Source organism: Duganella vulcania, assembly GCF_009857655.1.
Lineage (GTDB): Bacteria > Pseudomonadota > Gammaproteobacteria > Burkholderiales > Burkholderiaceae_D > Rugamonas > Rugamonas vulcania.
The window spans coordinates 24,693-47,189 of the sequence record NZ_WWCX01000003.1 but is presented as its reverse complement, the minus strand read 5'-3'; the positions used below and the strand labels follow the sequence as shown (position 1 = coordinate 47,189).

21 protein-coding genes, 1 tRNA gene and 2 pseudogenes are annotated in these 22,497 nt (G+C 64.2%); 9 read left to right on the top strand and 15 right to left on the bottom strand.

Translation table 11 applies throughout. From position 1 onward, the window contains the following. The first annotated feature begins 33 nt into the window (after positions 1-33). The gene (locus GTP90_RS04640; RefSeq protein ID WP_161082396.1) at positions 34-234 is read left to right on the top strand and encodes a hypothetical protein; all 201 of its coding nucleotides are present in this window, start codon (positions 34-36) and stop codon (positions 232-234) included. Here GTP90_RS04640 and GTP90_RS04635 read toward each other — a convergent pair. From GTP90_RS04635 to trhA, 7 genes are all read right to left on the bottom strand, one after another. Then, the gene (locus GTP90_RS04635; protein ID WP_117009926.1) at positions 224-961 is read right to left on the bottom strand and encodes a LytR/AlgR family response regulator transcription factor; all 738 of its coding nucleotides are present in this window, start codon (positions 959-961) and stop codon (positions 224-226) included. The genes GTP90_RS04640 and GTP90_RS04635 overlap by 11 nt on opposite strands. Positions 962-964: 3 nt before the next feature. Further along, the gene (locus GTP90_RS04630) at positions 965-2,044 is read right to left on the bottom strand and encodes a sensor histidine kinase (RefSeq protein WP_161082395.1); all 1,080 of its coding nucleotides are present in this window, start codon (positions 2,042-2,044) and stop codon (positions 965-967) included. 3 nt (positions 2,045-2,047) lie between these two features. Beyond that, complete coding sequence (locus GTP90_RS04625; protein ID WP_161082394.1) at positions 2,048-2,755, bottom strand: LiaF transmembrane domain-containing protein; 708 nt, start codon at positions 2,753-2,755, stop codon at positions 2,048-2,050. Beyond that, a complete protein-coding gene (locus GTP90_RS04620) occupies positions 2,752-3,129 on the bottom strand; it encodes a LiaF transmembrane domain-containing protein (protein WP_161082393.1) in 378 nt (125 codons plus the stop codon). Before GTP90_RS04620 ends, GTP90_RS04625 begins: the two co-directional genes overlap by 4 nt. A 105-nt stretch (positions 3,130-3,234) precedes the next feature. After that, positions 3,235-3,393, bottom strand: a complete 159-nt coding sequence (locus tag GTP90_RS36350) for a hypothetical protein (protein WP_175047973.1) — start codon at positions 3,391-3,393, stop codon at positions 3,235-3,237. A 169-nt stretch (positions 3,394-3,562) separates the two neighbouring features. Further along, positions 3,563-4,444: a LysR substrate-binding domain-containing protein gene (locus GTP90_RS04615; protein ID WP_161082392.1), complete on the bottom strand. Its 882-nt coding sequence runs from the start codon at positions 4,442-4,444 to the stop codon at positions 3,563-3,565. 40 nt (positions 4,445-4,484) lie between these two features. Beyond that, positions 4,485-5,102 carry a PAQR family membrane homeostasis protein TrhA gene (trhA, locus tag GTP90_RS04610; protein ID WP_161082391.1) on the bottom strand — a complete coding sequence of 206 codons (618 nt, stop codon included), beginning with the start codon at positions 5,100-5,102 and terminating at the stop codon, positions 4,485-4,487. Positions 5,103-5,357: 255 nt separating this feature from the next. Between trhA and GTP90_RS04605 the strand changes: the two genes are divergently transcribed. From GTP90_RS04605 to GTP90_RS04585, 5 genes are all read left to right on the top strand, one after another. Next, positions 5,358-5,753, top strand: a complete 396-nt coding sequence (locus tag GTP90_RS04605) for a BlaI/MecI/CopY family transcriptional regulator (RefSeq protein ID WP_117009920.1) — start codon at positions 5,358-5,360, stop codon at positions 5,751-5,753. Next, positions 5,750-7,429, top strand: coding sequence for a M23/M56 family metallopeptidase (locus tag GTP90_RS04600; RefSeq protein WP_161082390.1), 1,680 nt, complete (start codon positions 5,750-5,752; stop codon positions 7,427-7,429). The genes GTP90_RS04605 and GTP90_RS04600 overlap by 4 nt, the downstream gene beginning before the upstream one ends. 79 nt (positions 7,430-7,508) lie before the next feature. After that, positions 7,509-9,647, top strand: coding sequence for a TonB-dependent receptor plug domain-containing protein (locus GTP90_RS04595; RefSeq protein ID WP_254451729.1), 2,139 nt, complete (start codon positions 7,509-7,511; stop codon positions 9,645-9,647). 11 nt (positions 9,648-9,658) lie between these two features. Next, a complete protein-coding gene (locus tag GTP90_RS04590) occupies positions 9,659-10,759 on the top strand; it encodes an acyltransferase family protein (RefSeq protein ID WP_161082388.1) in 1,101 nt (366 codons plus the stop codon). 24 nt (positions 10,760-10,783) lie between these two features. Beyond that, complete coding sequence (locus GTP90_RS04585) at positions 10,784-11,905, top strand: patatin-like phospholipase family protein (protein ID WP_254451728.1); 1,122 nt, start codon at positions 10,784-10,786, stop codon at positions 11,903-11,905. Here the strand turns inward: GTP90_RS04585 and GTP90_RS37375 are convergent, their stop codons facing one another. After that, complete coding sequence (locus GTP90_RS37375) at positions 11,906-13,597, bottom strand: FAD-dependent oxidoreductase (RefSeq protein ID WP_161082387.1); 1,692 nt, start codon at positions 13,595-13,597, stop codon at positions 11,906-11,908. A 65-nt stretch (positions 13,598-13,662) separates the two neighbouring features. Next, the gene (locus tag GTP90_RS04575) at positions 13,663-14,010 is read right to left on the bottom strand and encodes a hypothetical protein (protein WP_117009916.1); all 348 of its coding nucleotides are present in this window, start codon (positions 14,008-14,010) and stop codon (positions 13,663-13,665) included. A 149-nt stretch (positions 14,011-14,159) separates the two neighbouring features. Between GTP90_RS04575 and GTP90_RS04570 the strand changes: the two genes are divergently transcribed. Beyond that, a complete protein-coding gene (locus GTP90_RS04570) occupies positions 14,160-15,248 on the top strand; it encodes a type II asparaginase (protein ID WP_161082386.1) in 1,089 nt (362 codons plus the stop codon). 4 nt (positions 15,249-15,252) lie between these two features. Here the strand turns inward: GTP90_RS04570 and GTP90_RS04565 are convergent, their stop codons facing one another. Both GTP90_RS04565 and GTP90_RS04560 read right to left on the bottom strand, forming a co-directional pair. After that, positions 15,253-15,876: a flavin reductase family protein gene (locus GTP90_RS04565; protein ID WP_161082385.1), complete on the bottom strand. Its 624-nt coding sequence runs from the start codon at positions 15,874-15,876 to the stop codon at positions 15,253-15,255. Positions 15,877-15,983: 107 nt separating this feature from the next. Beyond that, a complete protein-coding gene (locus GTP90_RS04560) occupies positions 15,984-16,469 on the bottom strand; it encodes a septal ring lytic transglycosylase RlpA family protein (protein ID WP_254451727.1) in 486 nt (161 codons plus the stop codon). Positions 16,470-16,700: 231 nt separating this feature from the next. On the opposite strand from GTP90_RS04560, the gene GTP90_RS04555 reads away from it, so the two are divergent. Together GTP90_RS04555 and GTP90_RS04550 are read left to right on the top strand one after the other, a co-directional pair. Beyond that, positions 16,701-18,638 carry a CocE/NonD family hydrolase gene (locus tag GTP90_RS04555; RefSeq protein WP_161082384.1) on the top strand — a complete coding sequence of 646 codons (1,938 nt, stop codon included), beginning with the start codon at positions 16,701-16,703 and terminating at the stop codon, positions 18,636-18,638. Positions 18,639-18,740: 102 nt separating this feature from the next. After that, complete coding sequence (locus GTP90_RS04550; protein WP_161082383.1) at positions 18,741-20,843, top strand: TonB-dependent receptor; 2,103 nt, start codon at positions 18,741-18,743, stop codon at positions 20,841-20,843. A 133-nt stretch (positions 20,844-20,976) separates the two neighbouring features. On the opposite strand, the pseudogene GTP90_RS37560 reads toward GTP90_RS04550, so the two are convergent. The 4 genes and pseudogenes from GTP90_RS37560 to GTP90_RS04540 form a co-directional block, all read right to left on the bottom strand. Next, a pseudogene (locus tag GTP90_RS37560) lies at positions 20,977-21,127 on the bottom strand (DUF6691 family protein); the annotation flags it as partial. A gap of 14 nt (positions 21,128-21,141) precedes the next feature. Then, positions 21,142-21,410: pseudogene (locus tag GTP90_RS37555) on the bottom strand (YeeE/YedE family protein); the annotation flags it as partial. A gap of 99 nt (positions 21,411-21,509) precedes the next feature. After that, positions 21,510-22,214 (bottom strand): hypothetical protein, encoded by a 705-nt coding sequence (locus tag GTP90_RS04545; protein WP_161082382.1) that lies wholly within the window; start codon positions 22,212-22,214, stop codon positions 21,510-21,512. Positions 22,215-22,359: 145 nt separating this feature from the next. Beyond that, a tRNA-Arg gene (locus GTP90_RS04540) sits at positions 22,360-22,434 on the bottom strand. Positions 22,435-22,497: the final 63 nt, after the last annotated feature.

Genomic DNA, 22,497 nt, shown 5'->3' with positions numbered 1-22,497 from the left:
CTCCGTGAGCCTTAGGTTTTCAGAAATGATGACATGAGACTACGGGAAAATACGCGCCTGGCCATCGCGATCCAACACGCCATCCTCATCGACGCCACCGTCGGTGCCGCCCATGCGTGGGCCTACCTCAGCGCGCTCGACGTGCCGCAATCGACCATCCTGCGGGTGCTGTCCAGCACCGGCAGGCGGCGCGCCTCCGACCCGCAAGCGGCGCGCCAGGTGACTACTGGATGACCGCGCGGATCTTCTGGTAGCCGCTGCGGCTGACCGGAACCTTGCCGCCGTCCTTGAGGATGGCGACGTAGCTGTCCTTGGTGGCCTGTTCGATGCGATCGACGCAGGCGATGTTGACGATCCACGAGCGGTGGATGCGCAGGAACTGCCCGGGGTCCAGTTGCGCCTCCAGCTCCGCCATGCGCTGGTTCTTCAGGTAGGACTTGCCCTCCGAGCGGATCTGCACATAGTCGTCCTGCGCTTCGATCACCTCGATCTTGTCGCTGTTGATGACGTGGACCTTGGCGCCGTCGCGTATCAGCACGCGGCCCAGCGGCTTGTTGCGGGCGGCCGCCTCGCGCACCATGTTCTCGACGGCGGCGTCGCCGTCGCCCTTGCCCAGGTTGGCGCGCGCATGGGCCAGCGCCTGGTCGAAGCGCTGCTGGCTGAAGGGCTTCAGCAGGTAGTCGAGCGCGTGGAACTCGAAGGCCTTGATCGCGTACTGGTCGTAGGCGGTGGCGAAGATGTAGCGCGTCTTGCGGCCCGCCAGTTCAGCCACCTCGAAGCCGTCCAGCTTGGGCATCTGGATATCCAGGAACACCAGGTCCGGCGCCAGCTCGGTGATCGCCTTGACGGCCTCGAAGCCGTTGGCGCATTCGGCCACCACCTCCACGTCCGGGTGCTCGGCCAGGTACTCGCGCACGACGCCGCGCGCCAGCATTTCATCGTCGACGATGATGATACGCATGCTCTACTCTCCCTCTTCGCCTGTTTGCGCGGGCATCGCGATGTCCACGCCAAAGCTGTCTTCGTGACGTCCCCAGTGGATGCTGGCTTCGTGCTTGTAGGCGCCGGCCAAACGCTGGCGCACATTGGTCAGGCCGATGCCGTGGCCTTCGCTGCGGTTGGACGACATGTCCGGGTCCACCGGATTGTCGACGCGGATGTGCAGCATCGAGCCGGCGCGGCGCGCCGTCACCCGTATCGTGCCGCCGTCCGGCATATTGCAGATGCCGTGCTTGACGGCGTTCTCCACCAAGGGCTGGATGATCATCGGCGGCACCAGGCAGGCGGCGGCTTCCGCCTCGACCTGCTCCTCCACCTGCAGCCGCGCGCCGAAGCGCACCTGCTCGATCGCCAGGAAGTGGCGTATCAAGCGCATCTCCTCGTCCAGCGTGACCTTCTTGTGCGCCTCCATGCCTAGGCTCTGGCGGAAGAAGCTGGCCAGTTCCAGCGTCATGCGGCGCGCCGCCTTCGGGTCCTGCGAGGTCAGCGCGCTGATCGAATTGAGGCTGTTGAACAGGAAGTGCGGATCGATCTGCGTGCGCAGCATGCGCAGCTCGGCCTCCTGCGCCATCAGCAGCGATTCCAGCTCGCGCTGCTCGGCGCTCTTGGCGCGCACGAACTCGATCACCAGGTAGTGCACCGCCGCCGCGAAACCGTACAGCAGGATGCCCAGGCCGACGATCAGCGCCGACAGCTGCGGGCTGAAAGCGATGCCGGCCCACGACACGCCCAGCATCTGGCAGGCGCCGTTCCAGGCGCGCCCCACCGCCAGCCACAGGAAGCCCGACACCGCCGCCGCCACCGTCAGCACCAGCGCGGTGGCGGCGGGCCGCTTGCCGCCGAGCGGATAGGCGCGGCACACGTAGTAGGCCGAATAGCCGGCGGCGAACGCATACAGCAGGTTCAGTGGAATCGCGAACGCCATGGCGTTGGCCAGCGGCGCGTCGCCGGCCAGCGAGATCACGCCGCCCAGCGCGATCCCGAGGAACAGCCACACCAGCAGGTAGATGACGATGCCGCGCCGGCTGGAGGAAATCTCCTGCATGCTCTAGTTACGCACTTCCAGGCCGCCCATGATGGCGTAGCCGCGCACGATCAGGCGCTTGGCCGGCGTGGGCGGCGGCACGGTCTTCTCCTCGAAGCCGCCCATGATCGGCGTGCCTTCCAGGACCACGGTCCAGTCGATCGGCACCTTGATGGTGATCCCGCCGAACATCGAGAACACGTTCAGCACCGCCTCGCCGTTGATCGAGCTTTGACGCAGGTCCAGGTCGCAGCCTCCCATGACCGCGGTGATCTCGCCGCCGCGGAAGTCCGGCGACGTGATGCGTCGCTTGAAGCCACCCATGATGGCCGTGACGTTGACGACCGAATCGTCGCTGGTCTTGTCGAGCATGTCGGCGCGCGGCTCGAAGAAGGAGCGGCCGGTGGTGGACTTGAACATCACCGACAGGCCGGCGGCGATCAATATCAAGGGCCACAGCGAGCGCCAGGCGATGTCGATGAAGCCGGTCTCCTTCAGCAGGATCAGGCTGCCGACCAGTATCAGCGCGCCGCCGACCACGGCGCCGGACGTGGTGCGGGTCTGCACCACCTTCAGGATGCCGAAGAAGATCAGCGCGGTGGGCCACAGGTGCAGCGTGAAGTCCAGGTCCAGCCAGCCCAGGTTATCGAGCAGGAACACCATGCCGATGATGACGACGGCCACGCCGACGACCAGTTGCGAGGCGGGATCGCGTTGACGTTTCGAGCTCATTTCTGCTCCTTGATCGAGGCGGAGATATTTTCCAGCAAAGGACGCAGCACCAGGCCGATGCCGCAGGCGACCACCAGGGCCGGCCAGGTTTCGCCGAAGCCCAGGCCCCAGATGTGGTTGAACGAAACGTACCACCAGCCGGCCAGGAAGATCTCCCACAGGCCGTTGAGGAAGTAGCGCGGTGTGGTCGGCGGAATGATCTTGGTCACGCCGGAGATCACCAGCAGCCATGGCCACCAGCGCCAGAAGTTCGCGGGGTTGAAGTCCAGATCGATGATGTCGGCGCGGTCCAGCAGCAGCACGGTGCCGGCGATGACCAGCGCCATGCCCCAGACCATTTGCTGGCGCCAGCGGTAAGCGGTATGAATACTCATGTCAGTCCCCAAAGTCGGTATGGATGTAACGATACCGGGGAACCGCGGGCGGGGAAACCGCTATTCGGCGAACGGCGGAAAAGGGCCGGTGAACGGCGAAAAAAATCAGCTGCGGCCGTTACCGACCTTTTGTTCGAACCCCATCATGCCCCAGCCGAGCTGGCGCCGGATCTCGTCCGGGGTCGGCGGCGGCTGGACTGCATGCGAACGGCGCTCAAGGTAGGCGCGCACCAGGAACTTCGATGGATGAGTAGTCTGCGACATGATGGCCTCCCTGCGGTGCCGACGCGTTGTTGGTGCCGATATTCGAGGCTATCGGCTCACCTGCTGCCGGCGCGCTCACCGGGTTGGTCCGGGAGCTGCTCCAAGCACGCAAGGCCAGTGTAGCGCCGCACCGGATAGGTATCTGTACGGCGCCGCACACTGTGCCGCTTCAGAGTTTCTGCTGCAGGAACTCGAGGAAGCAGCTGATGCGCTGGGCCAGCTGGGTGTTGCGGTAGTAGACCGCGTGGATCTGCTGGCAGTAGCCGGTGTTGGCGTCTTCGAGGATGCGCACCAGGCGCCCCGCCTCGATGTCGGCGCGGGTCATGAAGTCCGCCAGGCAGACGATGCCCTGGCCGGTCAGCGCCAGCTGGCGCAGCGTCTCGCCGCTGGAGGCCGCGATCGACGGCGTGATCGGCAGGCTGTTGCCGGCCGCGTGGCGCAGCGGCCAGTTGTTGCCCTGCTCGTACTGCGCGAAGCCGATCAGCGAGTGGCGCGCCAGTTCCTGCGGCGTGTCCGGCGTGCCGTGGCGGCGCAGGTATTCCGGGCTAGCCAGCACGTGCAGCGGGCTCGATGTGAGCGCGCGCGCATGCAGCGTCGAATCGGTCAGCGTGCCGATGCGGATGGCGATGTCGGTGCGGTGCTCGATCAGGTCGGTGATCTGGTCGTTGCTGCTCAACTCCAGCTTGATCTCCGGGTACAGCGCGCGGAACTCGGCCATGTGCGGCACCACGCAGTGGAGCATGAACGGCGAAGCCGCGTCCACGCACAGGCGGCCCGCAGGCTTCTGGCGGCGGATGCGGATGGTTTCCTCGGCTTCTTCCATTGCGCCGAGGATGGCGCGCGCGCGTTCGAGGAACAGGTGTCCCTCTTCGGTCAGTTCCATGCGGCGCGTGGTGCGGGTCAACAGCGAAGTGGCCAGCTTGTCCTCCAGCCGCGACAGCGCGCGGCTGACGCCTGACGTGGTCTGGCCGAGGTGGACCGAGGCGGCACTGAGGGTGCCGCTGTCGATCACGGTGATAAAGGTTTTCAGGTCGTCGGAATTAATATCCACTGGTGCTCTACTCTCGAAATCCTACAGTTGTACAGGTGCTTCACGCTACATACAGCAATACCGCGCCAAAATGGCAGGCGCTGCCGCCCAGCACGAACAAGTGCCAGACGCCGTGGCCGTAGCTCCATTTGTGGTCGGTGACAAAGAAGGCGATGCCCACCGTGTACACCACGCCACCGGCCGCAAGCCAGGCGAATCCGGACCAGCCCAGCGCGTCGATCAGCGGGCTGGCGCCGATCACGCCGACCCACCCCATCGCCACGTAGATCAGCAGCGACAGGACGCGCGCGCCCTTGGCGAACCAGATTTCCTGCAAAATGCCGATTAGTGCCAGTCCCCAGACCACGCCGAACAAGGACCAGCCCCACGGTCCACGCAGGCTGACCAGCGTGAACGGCGTGTAGCTGCCGGCGATGAGCAGGTAGATGGCGCAATAGTCCATCTGCCGCAGCACGTCCTTGGCGCGGCCGCGCAGGCTGTGGTACAGCGTCGACGTCAGGTACAAACCCAGGAGCGTGGCGGCATAGATGCTGAAGCTGACCACTTTCCACGCGTCGCCGCTGCGCGCCGCCTGCACAATCAGCAGCGTGCCGCCGATTGCCGCGAGCGCGGCGCCCACGGTGTGAGTGATGCTGTTGAAGCGCTCTCCGTAATACATATGTGTTTCCAATACAGTGAGGCAGCAGCGGAAAGCTGCGGCCTCGAGCATTGTATAGCGCATTTCATAACGGTGCTGCGGGTTTCACCTTGCCGCCTGTTCCGCGCGACTGTACACAATTTGGCAATTAGCAAAAACTTAATCGTAACATATAAGGAATTAATGCAAAGCAATGTTACAAATTTTTAGACAACAATTGACGGCCATGTGACATCTGTCGCATAATCATCCCATCTGTCGCAGAAAGGCTAAACCATGAGCATCCCGATTCCCATCCCGTCGGTCACCGAGCTGACCTTGCTGAAAGCGCTGTGGAAACAGCAGCCGCTGAGCGCCCGCGAGCTGCACGACGCGGTCGCCGACGAACTGGACTGGTCATTCTCGTCCACCCGCAAGACGCTGGAGCGCATGCTGGACAAGCAGATGCTGGCCCAGCACACCGCGCATGGCGTCAACGTCTACAGCGCGCGGCTGGAAAAGGTCGGCACGCTGGCGGCCTTCGCCCATGATTTCGGCAGCCGCGTGATGGAGATGGCGGCGCCGCTGCCGGTCACCATGTTCACCGGCAGCAAACTGGTCGACCAGGCCGAGCTGGCGCAACTGGAGCAGCTGCTGCAGGACTGGCCGTCCGACGAGGCCGGCAAGCCATGATGATCGCCTACCTGGTGCTGTTCAAATGGATGCTGGCCAGCGTCAGCTGCGTGCTGGCCGGGACGCTGGTGTGGGCGCTGCTGGCCGTCGCGCTGCGCCGCTGGCCCGCGCTGCTGCCGCGCCGCGCGCTGTGGCTGGCGGCGCAAGGCGTGACGGCCGGCGCCGCGCTGCTGGCCCTTATGCCACACAGCACGCAGCACAGTTTGGCGCCGACCGTGACGCTGAGCGCGGCCGAGTCGTCGGCTATCCGCGACGCGCTGCCGTCGCTGGCCGGCGCGGCGCCGGAGCATACCTCCGAGGCCGTCGCACCAGCCGCCTCGGTCGCCGCAGCAGTCGCCGTCGCACCGGCGGCATCGCAGGCGCAATTCAATGATGCCGGCGACTCCGACCTGCCTCCCCTCGCCCTGGTCCTGCCTGTCGCCTGGACGCTGGTGTATGCGGCCGGCCTGGCGGGGATGCTGGCGCGCTGGCTGCGCGCGCGGCGCGTCTGGCGTGGCTTGCTGGCCGCGTCGCAGCGCCTGTCGCCGCGGGAGCTGCGGGCGCACTGGGCCTTCGACACCGCGCAGCTAACCGAAATCGCCAGCCACCGCCTGGCCGTGATGGAGACCGACGCCGCCATTTCGCCGATGCTGGTCGGCGTACGGCGCCCGGTGCTGCTGCTGCCGCGCCACCTGCGCGGCTTCAGCACCGAACAGCAGCACATGGTGATCGCCCACGAACTGCACCACTGGCGCGCACGCGACCCGCTGTGCCTGGGCGTGGCGGCCTTGCTGCAAACGGTATTCTGGTTCAATCCGGCGCTGCGCTGGATGAACGGCAAAATGGAATGGGCGCTGGAGCTGACCTGCGACCAGCGCGTGCTGGCCGGACGCCCGCAACAACAGCGCAAGCAATACGCCGCCGCCCTGCTGCTGCAATGGAAAGCGCAAACGGCGGCGATGCCGACCGGCGGCGTGGCCTTCGGCGGCATCGACGGCGCCACTGCCACGGCCCGCATCCGCCAGATGCAACAGGCGGCGCTGCCGGTGCCCAGCAAGGCCGCCGCGTGGAGCGTCGCCGCGTTAATGGCCACCGTGCTGGCCGGCGGCGCCCTGCTGCAGCCTGCACTGGCCTTTAACGTGGACCGCCAGCTGGCACCCGCGCCGCTGCTGTCCGCACCTGCCGCCAATACCGCGATGCCGGTTGCGCGCCCTGCGGACGGCAACGCGGCAGCCGCGTCGCCCGTCGATAAAGCCTGGCGCAATCCGCTGGACAAGATGCGCGTCACAGGGCTGTTCGGCGTGCGGCGCGATATGCTGGTCACGCCGCATAAAGGCATCGACATAGCGGCACCAAGCGGGACGCCAGTGCATGCGGTGGCGGACGGCGTCGTGGTCAGCGCCGGACAGCTGACCGAGAACGCCAGCCGTTACGGCAAGACAGTCATACTCCAACACGGCGCACAGCGCACGCTGTACGCGCACCTGACCAGCATGAGCGTCAAGCCCGGCGCCATCGTGAAGGCCGGCCAGCAGATCGGCACCGTCGGCGAAACCGGCTTCGCCACCGGCCCGCACCTGCATTTCGAGGTGCGGCAGGACGAAACGTTAATCGACCCCGCCACCAGGCTGGCCAACCTGGACGCCGTCAGCACCAGGCACGCCCTGCTCGTGCGCCGCCAGCAGCTGGGCTACTAAGCTCCCCCCAAACGTTCCCCAAACCGCAGCCACCACACTGCGGGCGGGGGAACTATCGCCCGCGTTTTTGAAGACAAGGATGAATATGCAGCTACATCACATCGCCGGCAGCCTGTTGCTGCTGGCCGCAAGCGCCCACGCCGCCGACAACGAAGCGCCGGAACCGCCGCAGATCAAGGTCAGCGGACTGCGCGCCGACCAGCGCCAGCGCGAGACCACCACCAGCATCGTCGTCAACCACGAAGACATCATGCGCCAGGGCGACCAGACCCTGGCCGACGTGCTCAAACGCCTGCCCGGCATCAGCATCACCGGCGTGCCGGGACGCGGTGGCACGATCAGCATGCGCGGCCTGGGGAACGGCTACACGCAGATCATGCTGAATGGCGAACCAGTACCGGCGGGCTTTTCGCTCGACGCCATCGAGCCGGAAGCCATCGAGCGGATCGAGATCATGCGCAGCGCGACGGCGGAGTTCAGCAACCAGGCGGTGGCCGGCGCGATCAACATCATCCTCAAGAAAACCATACGGCGCGGCCAGCGCTCGGTGAGCGCCAGTCTCGCGCGGCAGGCGGGCGTCGACACGCCGGCGTTGTCGGCGACGCTGTCGGACCAGGATGGCGGCTACTCCTACAGCCTCGCCGCGACGCTGACGCGCAACCGCACCGCGGCATCGTTCAACGATCTGGAAGAACTGAGCAACGCAAGCGGCGCCCTCGTGGAGCAGCGCCGCACGGCGAAGGCGGAATCCGGCCGCATCGACGCCCTCACCCTCACGCCGCGCCTGAACTGGACCTTCGCCGGCGGCGATACGCTGACCTGGCAAGGCTTCGCCAATCTGCGTCACTTCGACAAGACGCACAATGAAGACGAGACCGCGCAGCTCGGCCCCCACAGCGAGTACCCGCGCAACCAGAACCATTTCGCCGCCAACTTCGTCACGCTGCGCAGCGACCTGAATTGGACACATCTGCTGGAGAGCGGCGCCAAACTGGAAACCAAGCTGGGACTAAGCCACAACCGGCGTACCGGCACTTTCGACTTTGACGGCATGGATGTCGATGGCAGGCCCGCCGGCCGCCACCACGTCGACTCCGGGCCGTCGGAAACCAGCGTGACGGCCAGCGGCACCTACCGCCACCCGGTGGGCGAGCACCATGCGATCGCGCTGGGCTGGGACGCCAGCCACGCGGTGCGCAACGAGGATCGCAACGAGACGCTGTTCGACGGCAGCGGCGTGCAGACCGGCAGCAATAACGCCGACTACCGCGCCAACGTCAACCGCCTGGCCCTGTTCGCGCAGGACGAATGGCAGGTCACCGAGCGCTATTCGCTGTATCTGGGCCTGCGCCACGAAAGCCTGTCCACCTCCAGCCGCGCGAACGCCGCCAACGCGCCGGATGCGCTGGACCTGCGCTCGCAGGTATGGAGTCCTTCGCTGCAATCGCGCTATCAGTTGCCGAACAAGGACGTGCTGCGGCTTGCCGTCAGCCGCACCTACAAGGCGCCGCCCTTGTCGCAGCTGGTCCCGCGCCGCTACACCAACGACAACAACAATAACGAAACCAATCCCGATGAACAGGGCAACCCGAACCTGCGGCCGGAACTGGCCTGGGGCATGGACGCGGCCTATGAGCACTATCTCGGCGCGGGAGCGCTGGTCAGCGCCAGCACCTATGTGCGCCGCATCCGCGACGTGACCATGTTCCGCCTGTTCCAGCAAGACGGCGAATGGGTGGAAGCGCCGTTCAACAACGGCAACGCCAACGTGCGCGGGATCGAGCTGGAAGCCAAACTGCCTTTGTCGTCCAAGCTGGACCTGCGCGCCAACATGTCGCGCAACTGGTCGCGGGTGGACAGTGTGCCGGGGCCGGACAACCGGCTCGAAAACCAGGTGCCGTTTACGGCCAACCTGGGTGCGGACTATCGCCTGCCCGGCGCGGCATGGACCCTGGGCGGGAACCTGAACTACCAGGCCGGAGGCCCGGTGCGGCAATCGGCGCTGGTGCGGATGAGCACCAGCCCGAAGCGCGAGCTGGATCTGTACGCGTTGTGGAAGATGGACGCGAAGACGCAGTTGCGCTTCTCGGCCAGTAATCTGCTGCACCAGCAGTCCTTCGAGGCGCACGAATACGTCAACGACCAGGGGCGCCGCTACCGCATCTCGCAAACGCCGACCAGCGCCACGTTGCGCATCCTGCTGGAACATCAACTGTGAACGAACAATCGATGAGAAACCGCCATATCGACTCGTTGCGCGGCGCGGCCATCATGTGCGTGCTGGTGCTGCACTTTACGCTGGCTTACGGGCTGAAAAACAGCCCGCTGGGCGACATCCTGTCCGGCTGGCTGCTGCGCGCGGCGCTCCAGGGGAACTTCGGCGTGACGATGTTCTTCACCGTATCCGGTTATCTGATTACATCGATGTCGCTGCGGCGCTGGGGCCAGCTGTCGCAGATCGATATCCGTACATTCTATTTATACCGTTTCGCGCGCATCATGCCCGCCCTGCTGCTGGCCTTGGCGATCATCGTGGTGCTGGGGACTTTCGACGTGCCCTTCTTCTCCAACTCCGATGGCGACGTGGACCGGCCGGCCAGCTATTTCTTCATCGCCGCCGGATCGGTGCTGACGTTCTGGCACAACCAGCTGATGCAAACCGCCGGCTACTTCAACTACTGCCTCAATGTGTACTGGTCGCTGTCGGTCGAGGAGATGTTCTATCTGCTGCTGCCCGTGTCATGCCTGCTGCTGCGCCGCAGCTGGATGATCGTGCTGCTGTGCTGCGCCGCCATCGCGGCGGGGCCGCTCTACCGCAGCCAGCATACCGACAACGAGATCTATTTCATGTACGGCTACCTGGCCTGCTTCGACGCCATCGCCATCGGCTGCCTGACGGCGATGCTGGCGCGGCGCGAAGTGCCGGACGCGCGGCAGGGACGCATGTTGCGCATCGCGGCCGGCATCGCGCTGGCGGCGCTGTACCTGCGCGGCATCGAAGGGCATGAGGTGTTCGGCTTCACGCTGGTATCGTTGGCGAGCGGTGTTTTCCTGCTGGGCAGTTCGGCGCCTTCCGCGACGGAGCGCGCGCCGCGCAAATCGGTGCTGCGCTGGTTCGGCCGGCACAGCTACGAGATCTACCTGTTCCACATCATCGTGCTGGCGGGCATGCGCAACGTGGTGGACAAGGCGCACCTGAGCTACGGCGCCCGGCTGCCATGGCTGCTGCTGTTCCTGTGCCTGACGGCGCTGGCCGCCGCCCTCGTCGCCCGCTACGTCTCCGAGCCAGCCAACGCCGCCCTGCGCAGGACACGGATCAAGAGCATGTAGGCCCGTTGTGGTATGGTTCGGTTTATGACGCAAGCACAAATTCAACCTTGGCAACAATCGTATAAACCGTATAAACGCTGCATGGTGCTGGGCGGGGGCGGCTTCCGCTTCGGCATGTACATCGGCATGTACGCCGCGCTGCGGCAGGCCGGCCGCGCGCCCGACGTGCTGCTGGCCAGCTGCGGCGGCGCGATCGCGGCCACCATCATCCACAACCTGCCCGACCCCGACGCCCAGCATGCCTGGCTGTCGTCACGGGAGATGTACCAGTTCTGGTGCAGCCTGAAATCGACCCAGCGCGCGGACCTGATGGGCAGCTTGATGCGCGCCGCCAAACGCAAGCTGTCGACCGCCAAGGCGCCCGTGATCCCCGACCTGTTCGGCGACTACCTGTTCGAGATCCCGTCGCAACTGCCGTTCCCGCCCGCCACCGGCACGCCGGACGTGGACGTCGCCATCATCGGCGGCAAGCTGCTGTTCGACGAATCGGAAGTGGGCCAGCCGCGCGCGGGCCGCAAGCTGTTTGCGGAGACGGTGTTCTGCGGCGAGCAGGCCGCCGCGCTGCTGCGAGGGATGCAGTCACCGCTGAGCGATACCCGCTGGGGCCAGCACGCGGTCGCGCACGACCTGCTGGTCGACGGCAGCGTGCCGCTCACCGACGCCGCGCGCATCTCCATCGCCGACATGATCTACTTCCGCTGCCAGCAGTATCGCGGCCAGGAATACATCGGCGGCGTGCTCGATCTGTTCCCGGTGGAGATCGCGCGCCGCCTCGGCGCGGAAGTCATCATGGAGTTCAAGGAAGCCTTCGACCAGGTGTTTGCGATTCCCGCCTGGCGCTCGGTGCTGGGCATCGACGGCAATGCGCGGCTGCGCTACGCCAACACCCATCTGGCCGATATGCGCATCGATTCGTCGGACGTGTCGGTGGTGCTGGCCAAGCAGCAGCTGCAGCAAAAGCTGGACTGGCGCCGCAACCGCATCGAGCTGGCGATGCCGCCGACGTACGACACCTTCGTCCAGCACATGAACGACCAGTGGCAGTACGGCTACGACCGCGCCATGGAGGCACTGGCGCACCCGCCGGGCAAGCATCCGGCGATCCGGCGATCCACCCGCTACAGCAAGCCGCTGCGCAGCGTGTGATCAGTCGCTCGCCAGCACCTGGTGCAGCGACTGCACCGCCGCCGAACCTTCGCCCACCGCCGCAGCCACGCGCTTGACCGAACCGCTGCGCACATCGCCCACGGCGAAGATGCGCGGGCGGCTGGTTTCCAGGAAGTGCGGGCCGCGCTCCAGCGGCCAATCCTCCATAGGGACCTGAGGGCCGGTCAGCACGAAGTGCTTGTCATCCAGCTCCACGCAATCGCCCAGCCACGCGGTGTTCGGCTCCGCGCCCAGGAACAGGAACAGGTGGCGCGCCGGCGCGGTCTTCACTTCGCCGCCGGCGGTCTGCCAGCTGATGCGTTCAAGCTTGTCTTCACCCTGCAGCGCGACGATCTGTTTGCGCGTGTGCAGCGTGATGTTGGGCGCGGCCTCGATGCGCTGGATCAGGTAGCGCGACATGCTGGCGGCCAGGCCGTCGGCGCGCACCACGATGTGGACGTGCTTCGCATGCCCGGCCAGGAACACCGCCGCCTGTCCCGCCGAATTGCCGCCGCCGACGATCACCACTTCCTCGTTGGCGCAGAAGGTCGCTTCCATGAACGAGGCGCTGTAATAAACGCCGCAGCCTTCGAAGCGCTCCAGTTCCGGCAAGTCCGGCTTGCGGTAGCGCGCACCGGTGGCGATGACGATGGAGCGCGCGCGCAAACGTTCGCCACTATCGATGGCGATCTCGAAATCCGGTCCCTCGCAGTCGACCGCGCTCACGCGCACCGGCACCGCCACCTCGGCGCCGAACTTGCGCGCCTGCGACAAGCCGCGCCCCGCCAGCGCCTGGCCGGAGACGCCGGTCGGGAAGCCGAAATAGTTTTCGATCTTGGAGCTGGAGCCGGCCTGGCCGCCGGGCGCCTTCGAGTCCAGCACCGCCACGCTCAGGCCCTCCGAGGCCGCATACACGGCGGCCGCCAGTCCGGCCGGCCCTGCGCCGACCACCACCAGGTCAAAGGTGCGGCCGTCGATGTTGTCGGAACTGAGGCCGATGCTGTCGGCGACCTGGCGCAGCGTGGGATGGCGCAGCACCTCCCCCGACGGCGTGACGATGACCGGGATGTCGGCCTCGGTGACGCCGAAGCGCTCCATCATCTGCGCCGTTTCGGCGTGCAGTTCGGTGTCGAAGTAGGCGGTGGGCTGGCCGTTGCGGGTCAGGAAGTGGCGCAGCACCAGCGTCGCCTGCGAGTGGCGCGCGCCGAACATCACCACGCCGCCGGTCTGGTCCTGCATGTAGGCCACGCGCCGCAGGATATACGCGCGCATGATGGTTTCGCTCAGCGCGGCTTCCGAGATCACCAGCGTGCGCAAGGACTCCTCGCTGATGACGATGAATTCGCCGTCGGCCACCACGCGCCCGGTGGCGACGGCAGCGCGGCCGGCCAAGGTGCCGATCTCGCCGGTGAACATGCCGGCGCCGTGGGTGCCGTGGAGCACCGCCCCGCCCAGCGCCGAGGCGCGCTCGATCTCGATCGCGCCGGAGATGATGACGTACATGGAGATGTGGCGGTCGCCCTGCCGGAACAGGATGTCGCCGGCCTTGAAGTGGCGGCGTTCGCCGTAGCGGCCCAGCAGTTCGAATTGCGCCTCGTTCAGCGCCGGCAGGATCTGGTGGCGGCGGTTGCCGATGTCGGTCGATGCGGCTTCCGGCAGCGCGCCCTGGCCCCCTGCGGTTTTTGGTTCCATGCCCATGCTTTTCCTCAGTCAGTGTCCGCCCATGATAGCGCCAAACGCGCCCGGCGGCAGGCGGACTATCTGCAGAGCTGGTTCCAGTTTTGTTCGAACTCGGAGGGCGAGACATCCTGCGCCAGCAAGGTCAGGTCGCGCGCCACCGAGATGTAGCGCTGGTAGCCGATGTAGGCGCCGAACGCGTCCTTGGCGTTGAACTCGCCGCAGGTGGCGCCGCCCTTGCCGACCACCTGGTTGCGGAACATCGCCGAGGCCGGTTCGCGGACCTTTTCCTTCACATATTTCTCGCCCAAACTGGTCAGCGTCGCGGCTTCTTCCTGCCGCTTTTCCGCCGCGCTCTTGCCGCAGGCGGCCAACACGGCCATCAGCGCCAGCACCGCGACCCTGCGCGTGGTGTTAGCAAAAGTCATAATATTTTCTCTTTTATAATTTTCTTGCAGCAATTATCTATGTAAACATGATCTCACGCCACCCATAACGCGGCAACGGTCCGCGTTGTTGACATGCGGGCTATTTGTTACTATCTCAAGCTTTATAACTAGCTCGGTCAGGAGATCGCATGACGCACCCAATCCCCGCACGGTTTCTCAAGGCAGTGTTCGCTTGTGCAATGTTGCTCAGCGCCTATGCCGGGGCAGCAGAAAAAGCCGCCGCGCCGCTCGCCCACGTGACCATCCTGGCCACCGGCGGCACCATCGCCGGCAGCGGCGCCACCAGCACCACCACGGTCGGCTACACCGCCGCCACGGTGGGTGTCGACCGCCTGATCCAGGCCGTGCCGGAACTGGCCAAGGTGGCTCAGGTCAAGGGTGAGCAAGTGTTCCAGATCGCCAGCGAAAACATGAGCAACGAGCATTGGCTGACCCTGGCCAAGCGCGTCAACACGCTGCTGGCCCAGCCTGACGTGGACGGCATCGTCATCACCCACGGCACCGACACCCTGGAAGAGACCGCCTACTTCCTGGACCTGGTCGTCAAGAGCAAGAAGCCGGTGGTGCTGGTCGGCGCCATGCGTCCGGGCACCGCGCTGTCGGCCGACGGTCCGATCAACCTGTACAACGCCGTGCTGCTGGCCGCCAGCCAGGAAGCCGTCGGCAAGGGCGTGCTGGTCGCGATGAACGACCAGATCCATGGCGCCCGCGATGTCACCAAGACCAACACCTCGACCCCGGACAGCTTCAAGACCACCGAACTGGGCATGCTGGGCTACATCCAGGGCAACAAGCCATACTTCTACCATGCCTCCACCCGCAAGCACACGGTTGACACCGAGTTCGACATCAGCAAGCTCGACGCGCTGCCACAGGTGGACATCGTGTACGGCTACGCCAACGTCGGTCCGGTCGCACTGAACGCACTGGTGGCCGCCGGCGCCAAGGGCATCATCCACGCCGGCGTCGGCGACGGCAGCCTGGCCACCAAGGTCGTGCCATCGCTGACCGCGGCCCGCAAGCAAGGCGTGCTGATCGTGCGCGCCGCGCGCGTCGGCCAGGGCATCGTGGCCCGCAACGGCGAAGCCAACGACGACGAGCTGGACTTCGTGGTGGCCGATACGCTCAATGCACAGAAGGCGCGCATCCTGCTGATGCTGGCGCTGACCAAGACCAGCGACAGCAAGGAAATCCAGCGCATGTTCTACACCTACTGATCCATCACGGATAGTCTGGCCGCCGCATGCGGAACAGGCTGTCCCGGTTGATCTCGAAGTAATCGGCAGGGCCGCCGCCACGCAAGATCGTCCGCGACCCTGCCGTATCATATACGCCGTCGCGCAGCAGCTCACGCGCGATGTGCACCCCCACCACTTCCCCCATGATGAGCCAGCCATCGGTCGGCGCGCCGGACGCGTCCTGCAGGCGGATGATCTGGCTGCATTTGCATTCGAACGCGACCGGACTCTCGGCCACGCGCGGCACGCCGACGATGGTCGACGGCGCTGGCGTCAAGCCGGCCAGCGCGAACTCGTCCACGTCCGCCGGCGCCGGCGCGCAGGTGGCGTTCATCGCCTCGGCCAGCGGCCGCGTGGCCAGGTTCCATACGAACTCGCCGGTTTGCTCGATGTTGCGCAGCGTATCCTTGCGGCCCTGGCTGGAAAAACCGATCAGCGGCGGCGTGTAGTTGAAGGCGTTGAAAAAACTGTAGGGCGCCAGGTTCAGCGCGCCTTCCGCGCTGCGCGAGGATATCCAGCCGATCGGGCGCGGTCCGACGATGGCGTTGAAGGGATCGTGCGGCAGGCCGTGGCCCAGCGCGGGCTGGTAGAAATAGCGGTCTTCCATGCTGGCTCCAAATGACGCGTTTGCGCCGGTGCGGCATTTTCGCACAAGCCCTGGACTGGCGTTTACAGCCTACCGTGCCCTCCTTTTGCCGTGACTGCTACGCCGGCTCAGTGCGACTTGCCGGACGGGGCCGATGCGGCCTCATTTTGGGGCGGCAACTTGAGCGGCGTGACGGCCACCGGCGCAACGCCCTCTTCCTTCATGCCCAGCTTGTCGGCCGTCCTGGGCGTGACGTCGATGATGCGGCCCGGCACATACGGACCGCGATCCTTGACCACCACGACGTCGCTCCGGTTGTTGTCCAGGTTGGTCACCTTGGCAACCGTGCCCACCGGCAGCGTCTTGCTGGCGGCGGCGTTGCTGTCGGGCTTCATGGCCTCGCCGTTCGCCATTTTCTTGCCGTGGAAGCGGCGGCTGTAGTACGAGGCCTTGCCCTTGCGGGTCTGGCCGGAACGGTCGCGATGACGGTCCGATGGCGCCACTTGCCGCACTGTTCCCGCCGTTGCCCGCTTTTCGGCCCGTTCCGCCTGGACAGGAACGGCCAGCAGCAGCCACAACGCCGGCCCCAACAACAATGTGCGCAGCATCTTCATCAGCCCCATTTTAGGCGGTTCGCGTGGCGCGCCACGCGCGGTAGCTCCCATTCAACGAGCACTCGCTGGGTTGTTAACAAATTCTGTGGATAAGGCTGTTAACAAGGATCAAGCGCCGATGACAAGTCGCTGTTTTTAAAAGAAAAATACCTGCTGCGCAAATTTGTCGCAACCAAAGTTATCCACTGGCATTACACTAGGCGGGTTTGACTTCTTATTGACAAGGAACTCATGAAACCACGTCTTAGCGCCCTCTTCCTCGCCCTGATGCTGGGCGGCCTCTCCCTCCACGCCAGCGCGGCCGCCCCCGGCGCCGAACCGAAATACAGCCTGCGCGAACACTACACCAAGTACGAATTCCGCATCCCGATGCGCGATGGCGTGCGCCTGTTCACCGCCGTCTACGTGCCCAAGGATGCAGGCAAGAGCTATCCGTTCCTGATCCAGCGCACCCCGTACAGCGCGGGGGTGCAATCCGGCGGCGAACTGCACTATGGCGTGGACTTTTACCCGGAGCACATCGGCCCTTCCCAGGAGTTCGAGGACAGCGGCTACATCTTCGTCAAGCAGGACGTGCGCGGCCGCTACATGTCCGAAGGCAAATGGATCGAAATGACGCCGCACGTCAATCCCGCGCGCGCCAAAGGCCAGGGCAACGAGAGCGAAGACATGCACGACACCGTCGAGTGGCTGCTGAAGAATGTCGCCAACAACAACGGCAAGGTCGGCATCCTGGGCACCTCGTATCCCGGTTTCTACACCTCGGCCAGCATCATCGATTCGCATCCGGCGATCAAGGCGGCCTCGCCGCAGGCGCCGGTCACCGACCTGTTCATGAACGACGACTCCTACCACGGCGGCGCCTTCATGCTGGCGGCCAACTTCGATTTCTACTCGGCCTTCGTGGAAGCGGAAAATCCGACACCGCTGCCGAAGACCTGGGACCATTTCGACTACGGCACGGCCGACGGCTATGAGTTTTTCCTCTCGCACCTGACGCTGTCCAACATCACCGGCACGATGACGCCCAAGCAGCGCGCGCTGCTGTTGCCGACCATCGAACACTCGACCTACGACACCTTCTGGAAAAGCCGCAACATCGCGCCGCACCTGAAGAACATCAAGGCCGCCGTGCTGACCGTGGGCGGCTGGTACGACGCCGAGGACCTGCAGGGCCCGCTGACCACCTACAGCACGATCAAGCGCAACAACCCCGGCATCTACAACGGCCTGGTGATGGGCCCATGGTCGCACGGCGCCTGGGGCCGCGCCGACGGCAAAAGCCTCGGTTACATCAAGTTCGACGCCAAGACCGGTGAGCAGTTCCGGAAAACCATGCTCTATCCCTTCTTCGAACAGCACCTGAAAGGCGTGCCGAACAAAAACGTGTCGGAAGTCTACGCGTTCGAGACCGGCAGCAATGTCTGGCGCAACTATGCCGCCTGGCCGCCAAAGCAGGCGCAGCCAAGAACGCTGTTCCTCGGCCCGAACGGCACGCTGGGCTGGAAGCAGCCGGCGGCGGGCGAGGCCTACGACGAATACGTGGCCGATCCGCGCAAGCCGGTGCCGTTCACGGCCTACCCGGCGCAGGGCGCGCCGAAGGAATACATGGTCGGCGACCAGCGCTTCGCCTCGTCGCGGCCGGACGTATTGACCTATCGCAGCGAGGTGCTGGAAGAGGATGTCACGCTGGCCGGTCCGGTCAAGCCCCGGCTGTTCGTATCCACCACCGGCACCGATGCCGACTGGGTGGTCAAGCTGATCGACGTCTATCCGGCCGCCTATCCCGGCGCGGGCGAGGACGAGGAGCGCGGCCCCGACGTGCCGAAGCCGACCCTGACCATGGCCGGCTACCAGCAGCTGGTGCGCGGCGATCCGCTGCGCGGCAAATTCCGTAACAGCTTCGAAAAGCCGGAACCGTTCACGCCGGGCAAGGTGGAGGCGGTCAACTACGCCATGAGCGACATCAACCACACCTTCCGGCGCGGCCACCGCATCATGGTGCAGATCCAGAGCTCGTGGTTCCCGCTGGTGGACTTGAATCCGCAAACGTTCGTGGACATTCCGAAAGCCAGGCCGGAGGACTTCCAGAAGGCCACGCAACGGGTGTATCACGCGCCGGCGATGTACTCCGGAATTGATGTGCAAGTGCTGCCCGGCTTGCATTAATCTTTGCTTTGGGGGCATAATTTAGATGATAATTATTCTCATCTAGCCAGCGAAAGTGTCTTTCCGACGAAGTAGCCAGCCACACACTACTTCAAGGACATCATGGCACTGAACAAGAAACCGCTGGCGTTGATGCTGGCCAGCCTCACCCTTTCCAACGCCGCGCTGGCGGACACCGGCGCGGCGCCGGAACAAACGATGAGCACCGTCACCGTCACCGGCGCGGCCGACACCGGCTATCGCCCCAGCGCCGCCAGCACCGCCACCAAGATCGAGGCGCCGCTGCGCGATATACCGCAAACCGTCAACGTTGTGCCGCTGGAATTGCTGCACGACCAGGGCGCAAATTCGCTCCAGGATGTGCTTAAGACCGTGCCGGGTATCGGCCTGTCGACCGGCGACGGCCAACGCGACCAGGTGACGATACGCGGCTTTAGCGCCATCAGCGACCAGTTTGTCGACGGGATGCGCGACGATGCGCTGTATTTCCGTGACTTGTCGAATATCGAGCAGGTCGAGGTGGTCAAGGGGCCCGCTTCCGTGCTGTATGGCCGCGGTTCGTCCGGCGGCATGATCAATCGCATCACCAAAAAGCCGGGCATGGACCGCAGCGAAGTGAGCGTGCAGGCCGGCAGCTGGGGCCAGAAGCGCGGTGAATTCGACCTGGCGCGCAATCTGGGCGAACGCGGCGTCGCCTTCCGCGTCACCGGGGCGGTCGAGGATGCAGGCAGCTACCGCAACCAGCAGTTCCTGAAGCGCGAGGCGCTGGCGCCGTCGCTGCAATTCAAGCTCAGCCCGGATACGCTGTTGCTGTTGCAGGCCGAATACCTGCACGACAAGCGCCTGACCGACTTCGGCATCCCGTCTTATCAGGGCCGGGCCGTGGACGTGGCTCCGGGCACCTACTACGGCGCCGCCAATGCCAGGGACTTCGACTACAGCGAATCGCGGGTGCACGCCTTCGGCTTCACGCTGGATCACCGCATCAACCAGCAGTTTTCGATCCGCAACGCCTTCCGCCGCTACGATTATTCGCTGGACCGCAACAATACGCTGGTCGGCTCGGTCAACGAAACAGCCAAAACGGCGACGCTAACGCGCGGCAACGTGGCGCGCGATGAAGACGGCTACACCAACCAGACCGAGCTGACACAGCGCGCCGAACTGGCCGGCATGCAGCATCAGGTGCTGTACGGCGTGGAGTTCGGCAAGCAGAACAAGGACCAGTTGGTGCGCTCTCAAGCGAATGTGGCGACCGTGTCATTGTTCAATCCAGTCGCGCCGGTTGTACCATTTACCGCCGGTGGTGCGCCTACGGCGAACAATTTGGGAATTTTCAAGGTCAGCAGCGCCTACGTGCAGGATCTGGTGACGATGTCGCCGCAATGGAAGGCCCTGGCCGGCGTCCGCTACGATAAATTTGAGCAGGAAACGGTCGAACGCCGCGTCGGCGTGGCCAGCGTGGCCCGTACCGACCGCAACTGGAGCCCGCGCGCCGGCCTGGTGTACCAGCCGGATACCGCCCAGTCCTACTACGCTTCGTTCAGCCGTTCGTTCCAACCGTCGGGCGAAGGCTTCGCCCTGGCGGTCAACAATGCCGACATCGCGCCGGAAATCACCAAAAACAAGGAAATCGGCGCCAAGTACGACCTGTTTGACGGCCGCGCCTCGGCGGGCGTCTCGTTGTTCCAGTTGACGCGCACCAATATGAAATCGTCCGATCCGGTGACCAACAAGCTCATTCCCCTGGGCACCCAGCGCACCAGCGGCCTGGAGCTGACCTTCAGCGGCGACCTGGGCGGAGGATGGCAGGCCTGGTCGGGCTATTCCTACCTGGACGCGTCCATGCTGGCATCGATCGCCAAGGACGACGGCCAGCCGGTGCAAGGCAAACGGCCGACGCTGACGCCCAAGCACAGCGCCAATCTGTGGTTCAGCAAGGCGCTGGCCGGCCACTTTGGCGTCGGCGGCGGCCTGAACTATGTGAGCGACCGCTTTGCCAATCCGGGCAATACCGTGGTCCTGCCGGGTTTTGTGACGGCGGACGCCATGGCCTATTATCGCGACCGTGGCATCGACCTGACGCTCAACGTAATGAATCTGCTGGACAAGGCCTACATCGTGGCCGGCCACGGCAGCAGCAAGAACCTGAACCTGCCCGGCGCCCCACGCTCGGTGCGCTTGACGGCGCGCTACCGGTTCTAAGCGGCGCGAACGTCCGGGTTGTTAACAAATTCTGTGGATAAGCTTGTTAACAAGCCGGACCGGGCGGCCCTAAGCTGCTGTTTCAAAAGAAAAATAATCCATTGCGCAATTTTGTCGCAGCTGTAACTTATCCAATTCCAGCGCCCAGTAAAATGGTTTTGCGGCGGCCAATATAGGAGAAAGCAAAGAATCCTACAGCAATCGCACCGTCCATAAAGAATATCAAGGAAGGATCCCATTCACCCCAAATCCAGAAAGCCCAGCACTTGGGCTGGGTTGGCCATTCCCGAAACAATGAGGATCCGTAACGCGTGCCAATACCAACCAACAAACCGGCACCGACCAATACGTCATAATCTGCATCGATTTAGGTTTCCGGCCATGCGTGGAATATGCCATACGCCAAGGGCGATAATATCAGGCCAAGAACAAAAGTAATGCGCCATAGTATATCGCCGTGCATTGGGGCGGAGCAGGCCGCCGCTCATTCCACTAATGCCGGCTAGGCGTCCATTCAACAAAATCAGCCAGCCCCGCCGCAGCGCCAATCAGGACGCCGCCCAGCAACGCGGACCCGTTGTGACGCCCAGACTATCGATGATCATTCGAGGCTTCTATGGATGCACGCCAGAAAGCGGCGCGAACAAGCCAATAATTAGCATAATTTCACTCACCCAGCAGGGCGAGCGACTCCAGCCATGCCGCTTTCCACGGCCGCAGGTCTGGCTGGATGGCGAATGCTTTCTTCAGATGGGACATTGGCACGCGATATACGTCGTTCAATCCTAGCGCCAATGTGACCGGATTCCACAGATGGGTATTTTTCCCGGCTCGGGAATTCTTTCTGACTCTGGCCCCATCGTCGCCAAATATGCCGATACCGCCGGCCAGCGATTTCTCCAGGTCCAGTTTCGCCATGCCGCCGAATATACGCAGCACTTCATCCTTGGTTATTCCTTTCAGAATCTCCTTGGGCGGCGAAGCGACCACCTCTTCTTTTGGGTTCAGGAAATTTTCCAATAAACCGGCTATATCTCGTTGAAAGAAGCGCAGTGCATCCAATGGCGCGGTGATACCTGGTGGTTTAAGCTTGAAAGATATCCGGTCAGAATCACGCGTCATGCGGATTAATACATCGCCGCTGCCGGCGGCCAGGCGTTTGGTGTCTTCGATATAGAATATCGGCGCGGGATACCGGGCAATTCCCTCCGCAAATAAACCTGCATGGTCTTCCGAATAGTCCAGCCATACATAAGGCGTTATACCTGCTTCCAGCAAACGCGCCAGATTCCACGGTGTGCCGGTCTGTGCGCTGAGCCATGAACAAGTTTCTTCGGTAGTTGCGTTGTTGGGAGGTGTGCCGGAGGTCATTTTCTTCTCTCGAAATATTCTGATTCAGCAGTGTACCAATAGTTCGCCCCCGGCAATTGCCCTTCGGCGTATCGACGGTCTCTCAAGAGACATATGCGTAACGGGGAAATAACAACGCGCGGCCGTGATGGCCTGGAGGAATGAATGGTCCGCCCGGAGGGAATCGAACCCCCATGATCGCTTTAGAAGAGCGAGGTCCTATCCGTTGAACGACAGGCGGTTTTCATGTAGTCAGTATTCTAACCACTAGCGGCAGTTTTGTGACGGCTTTGATCCGCCGCAC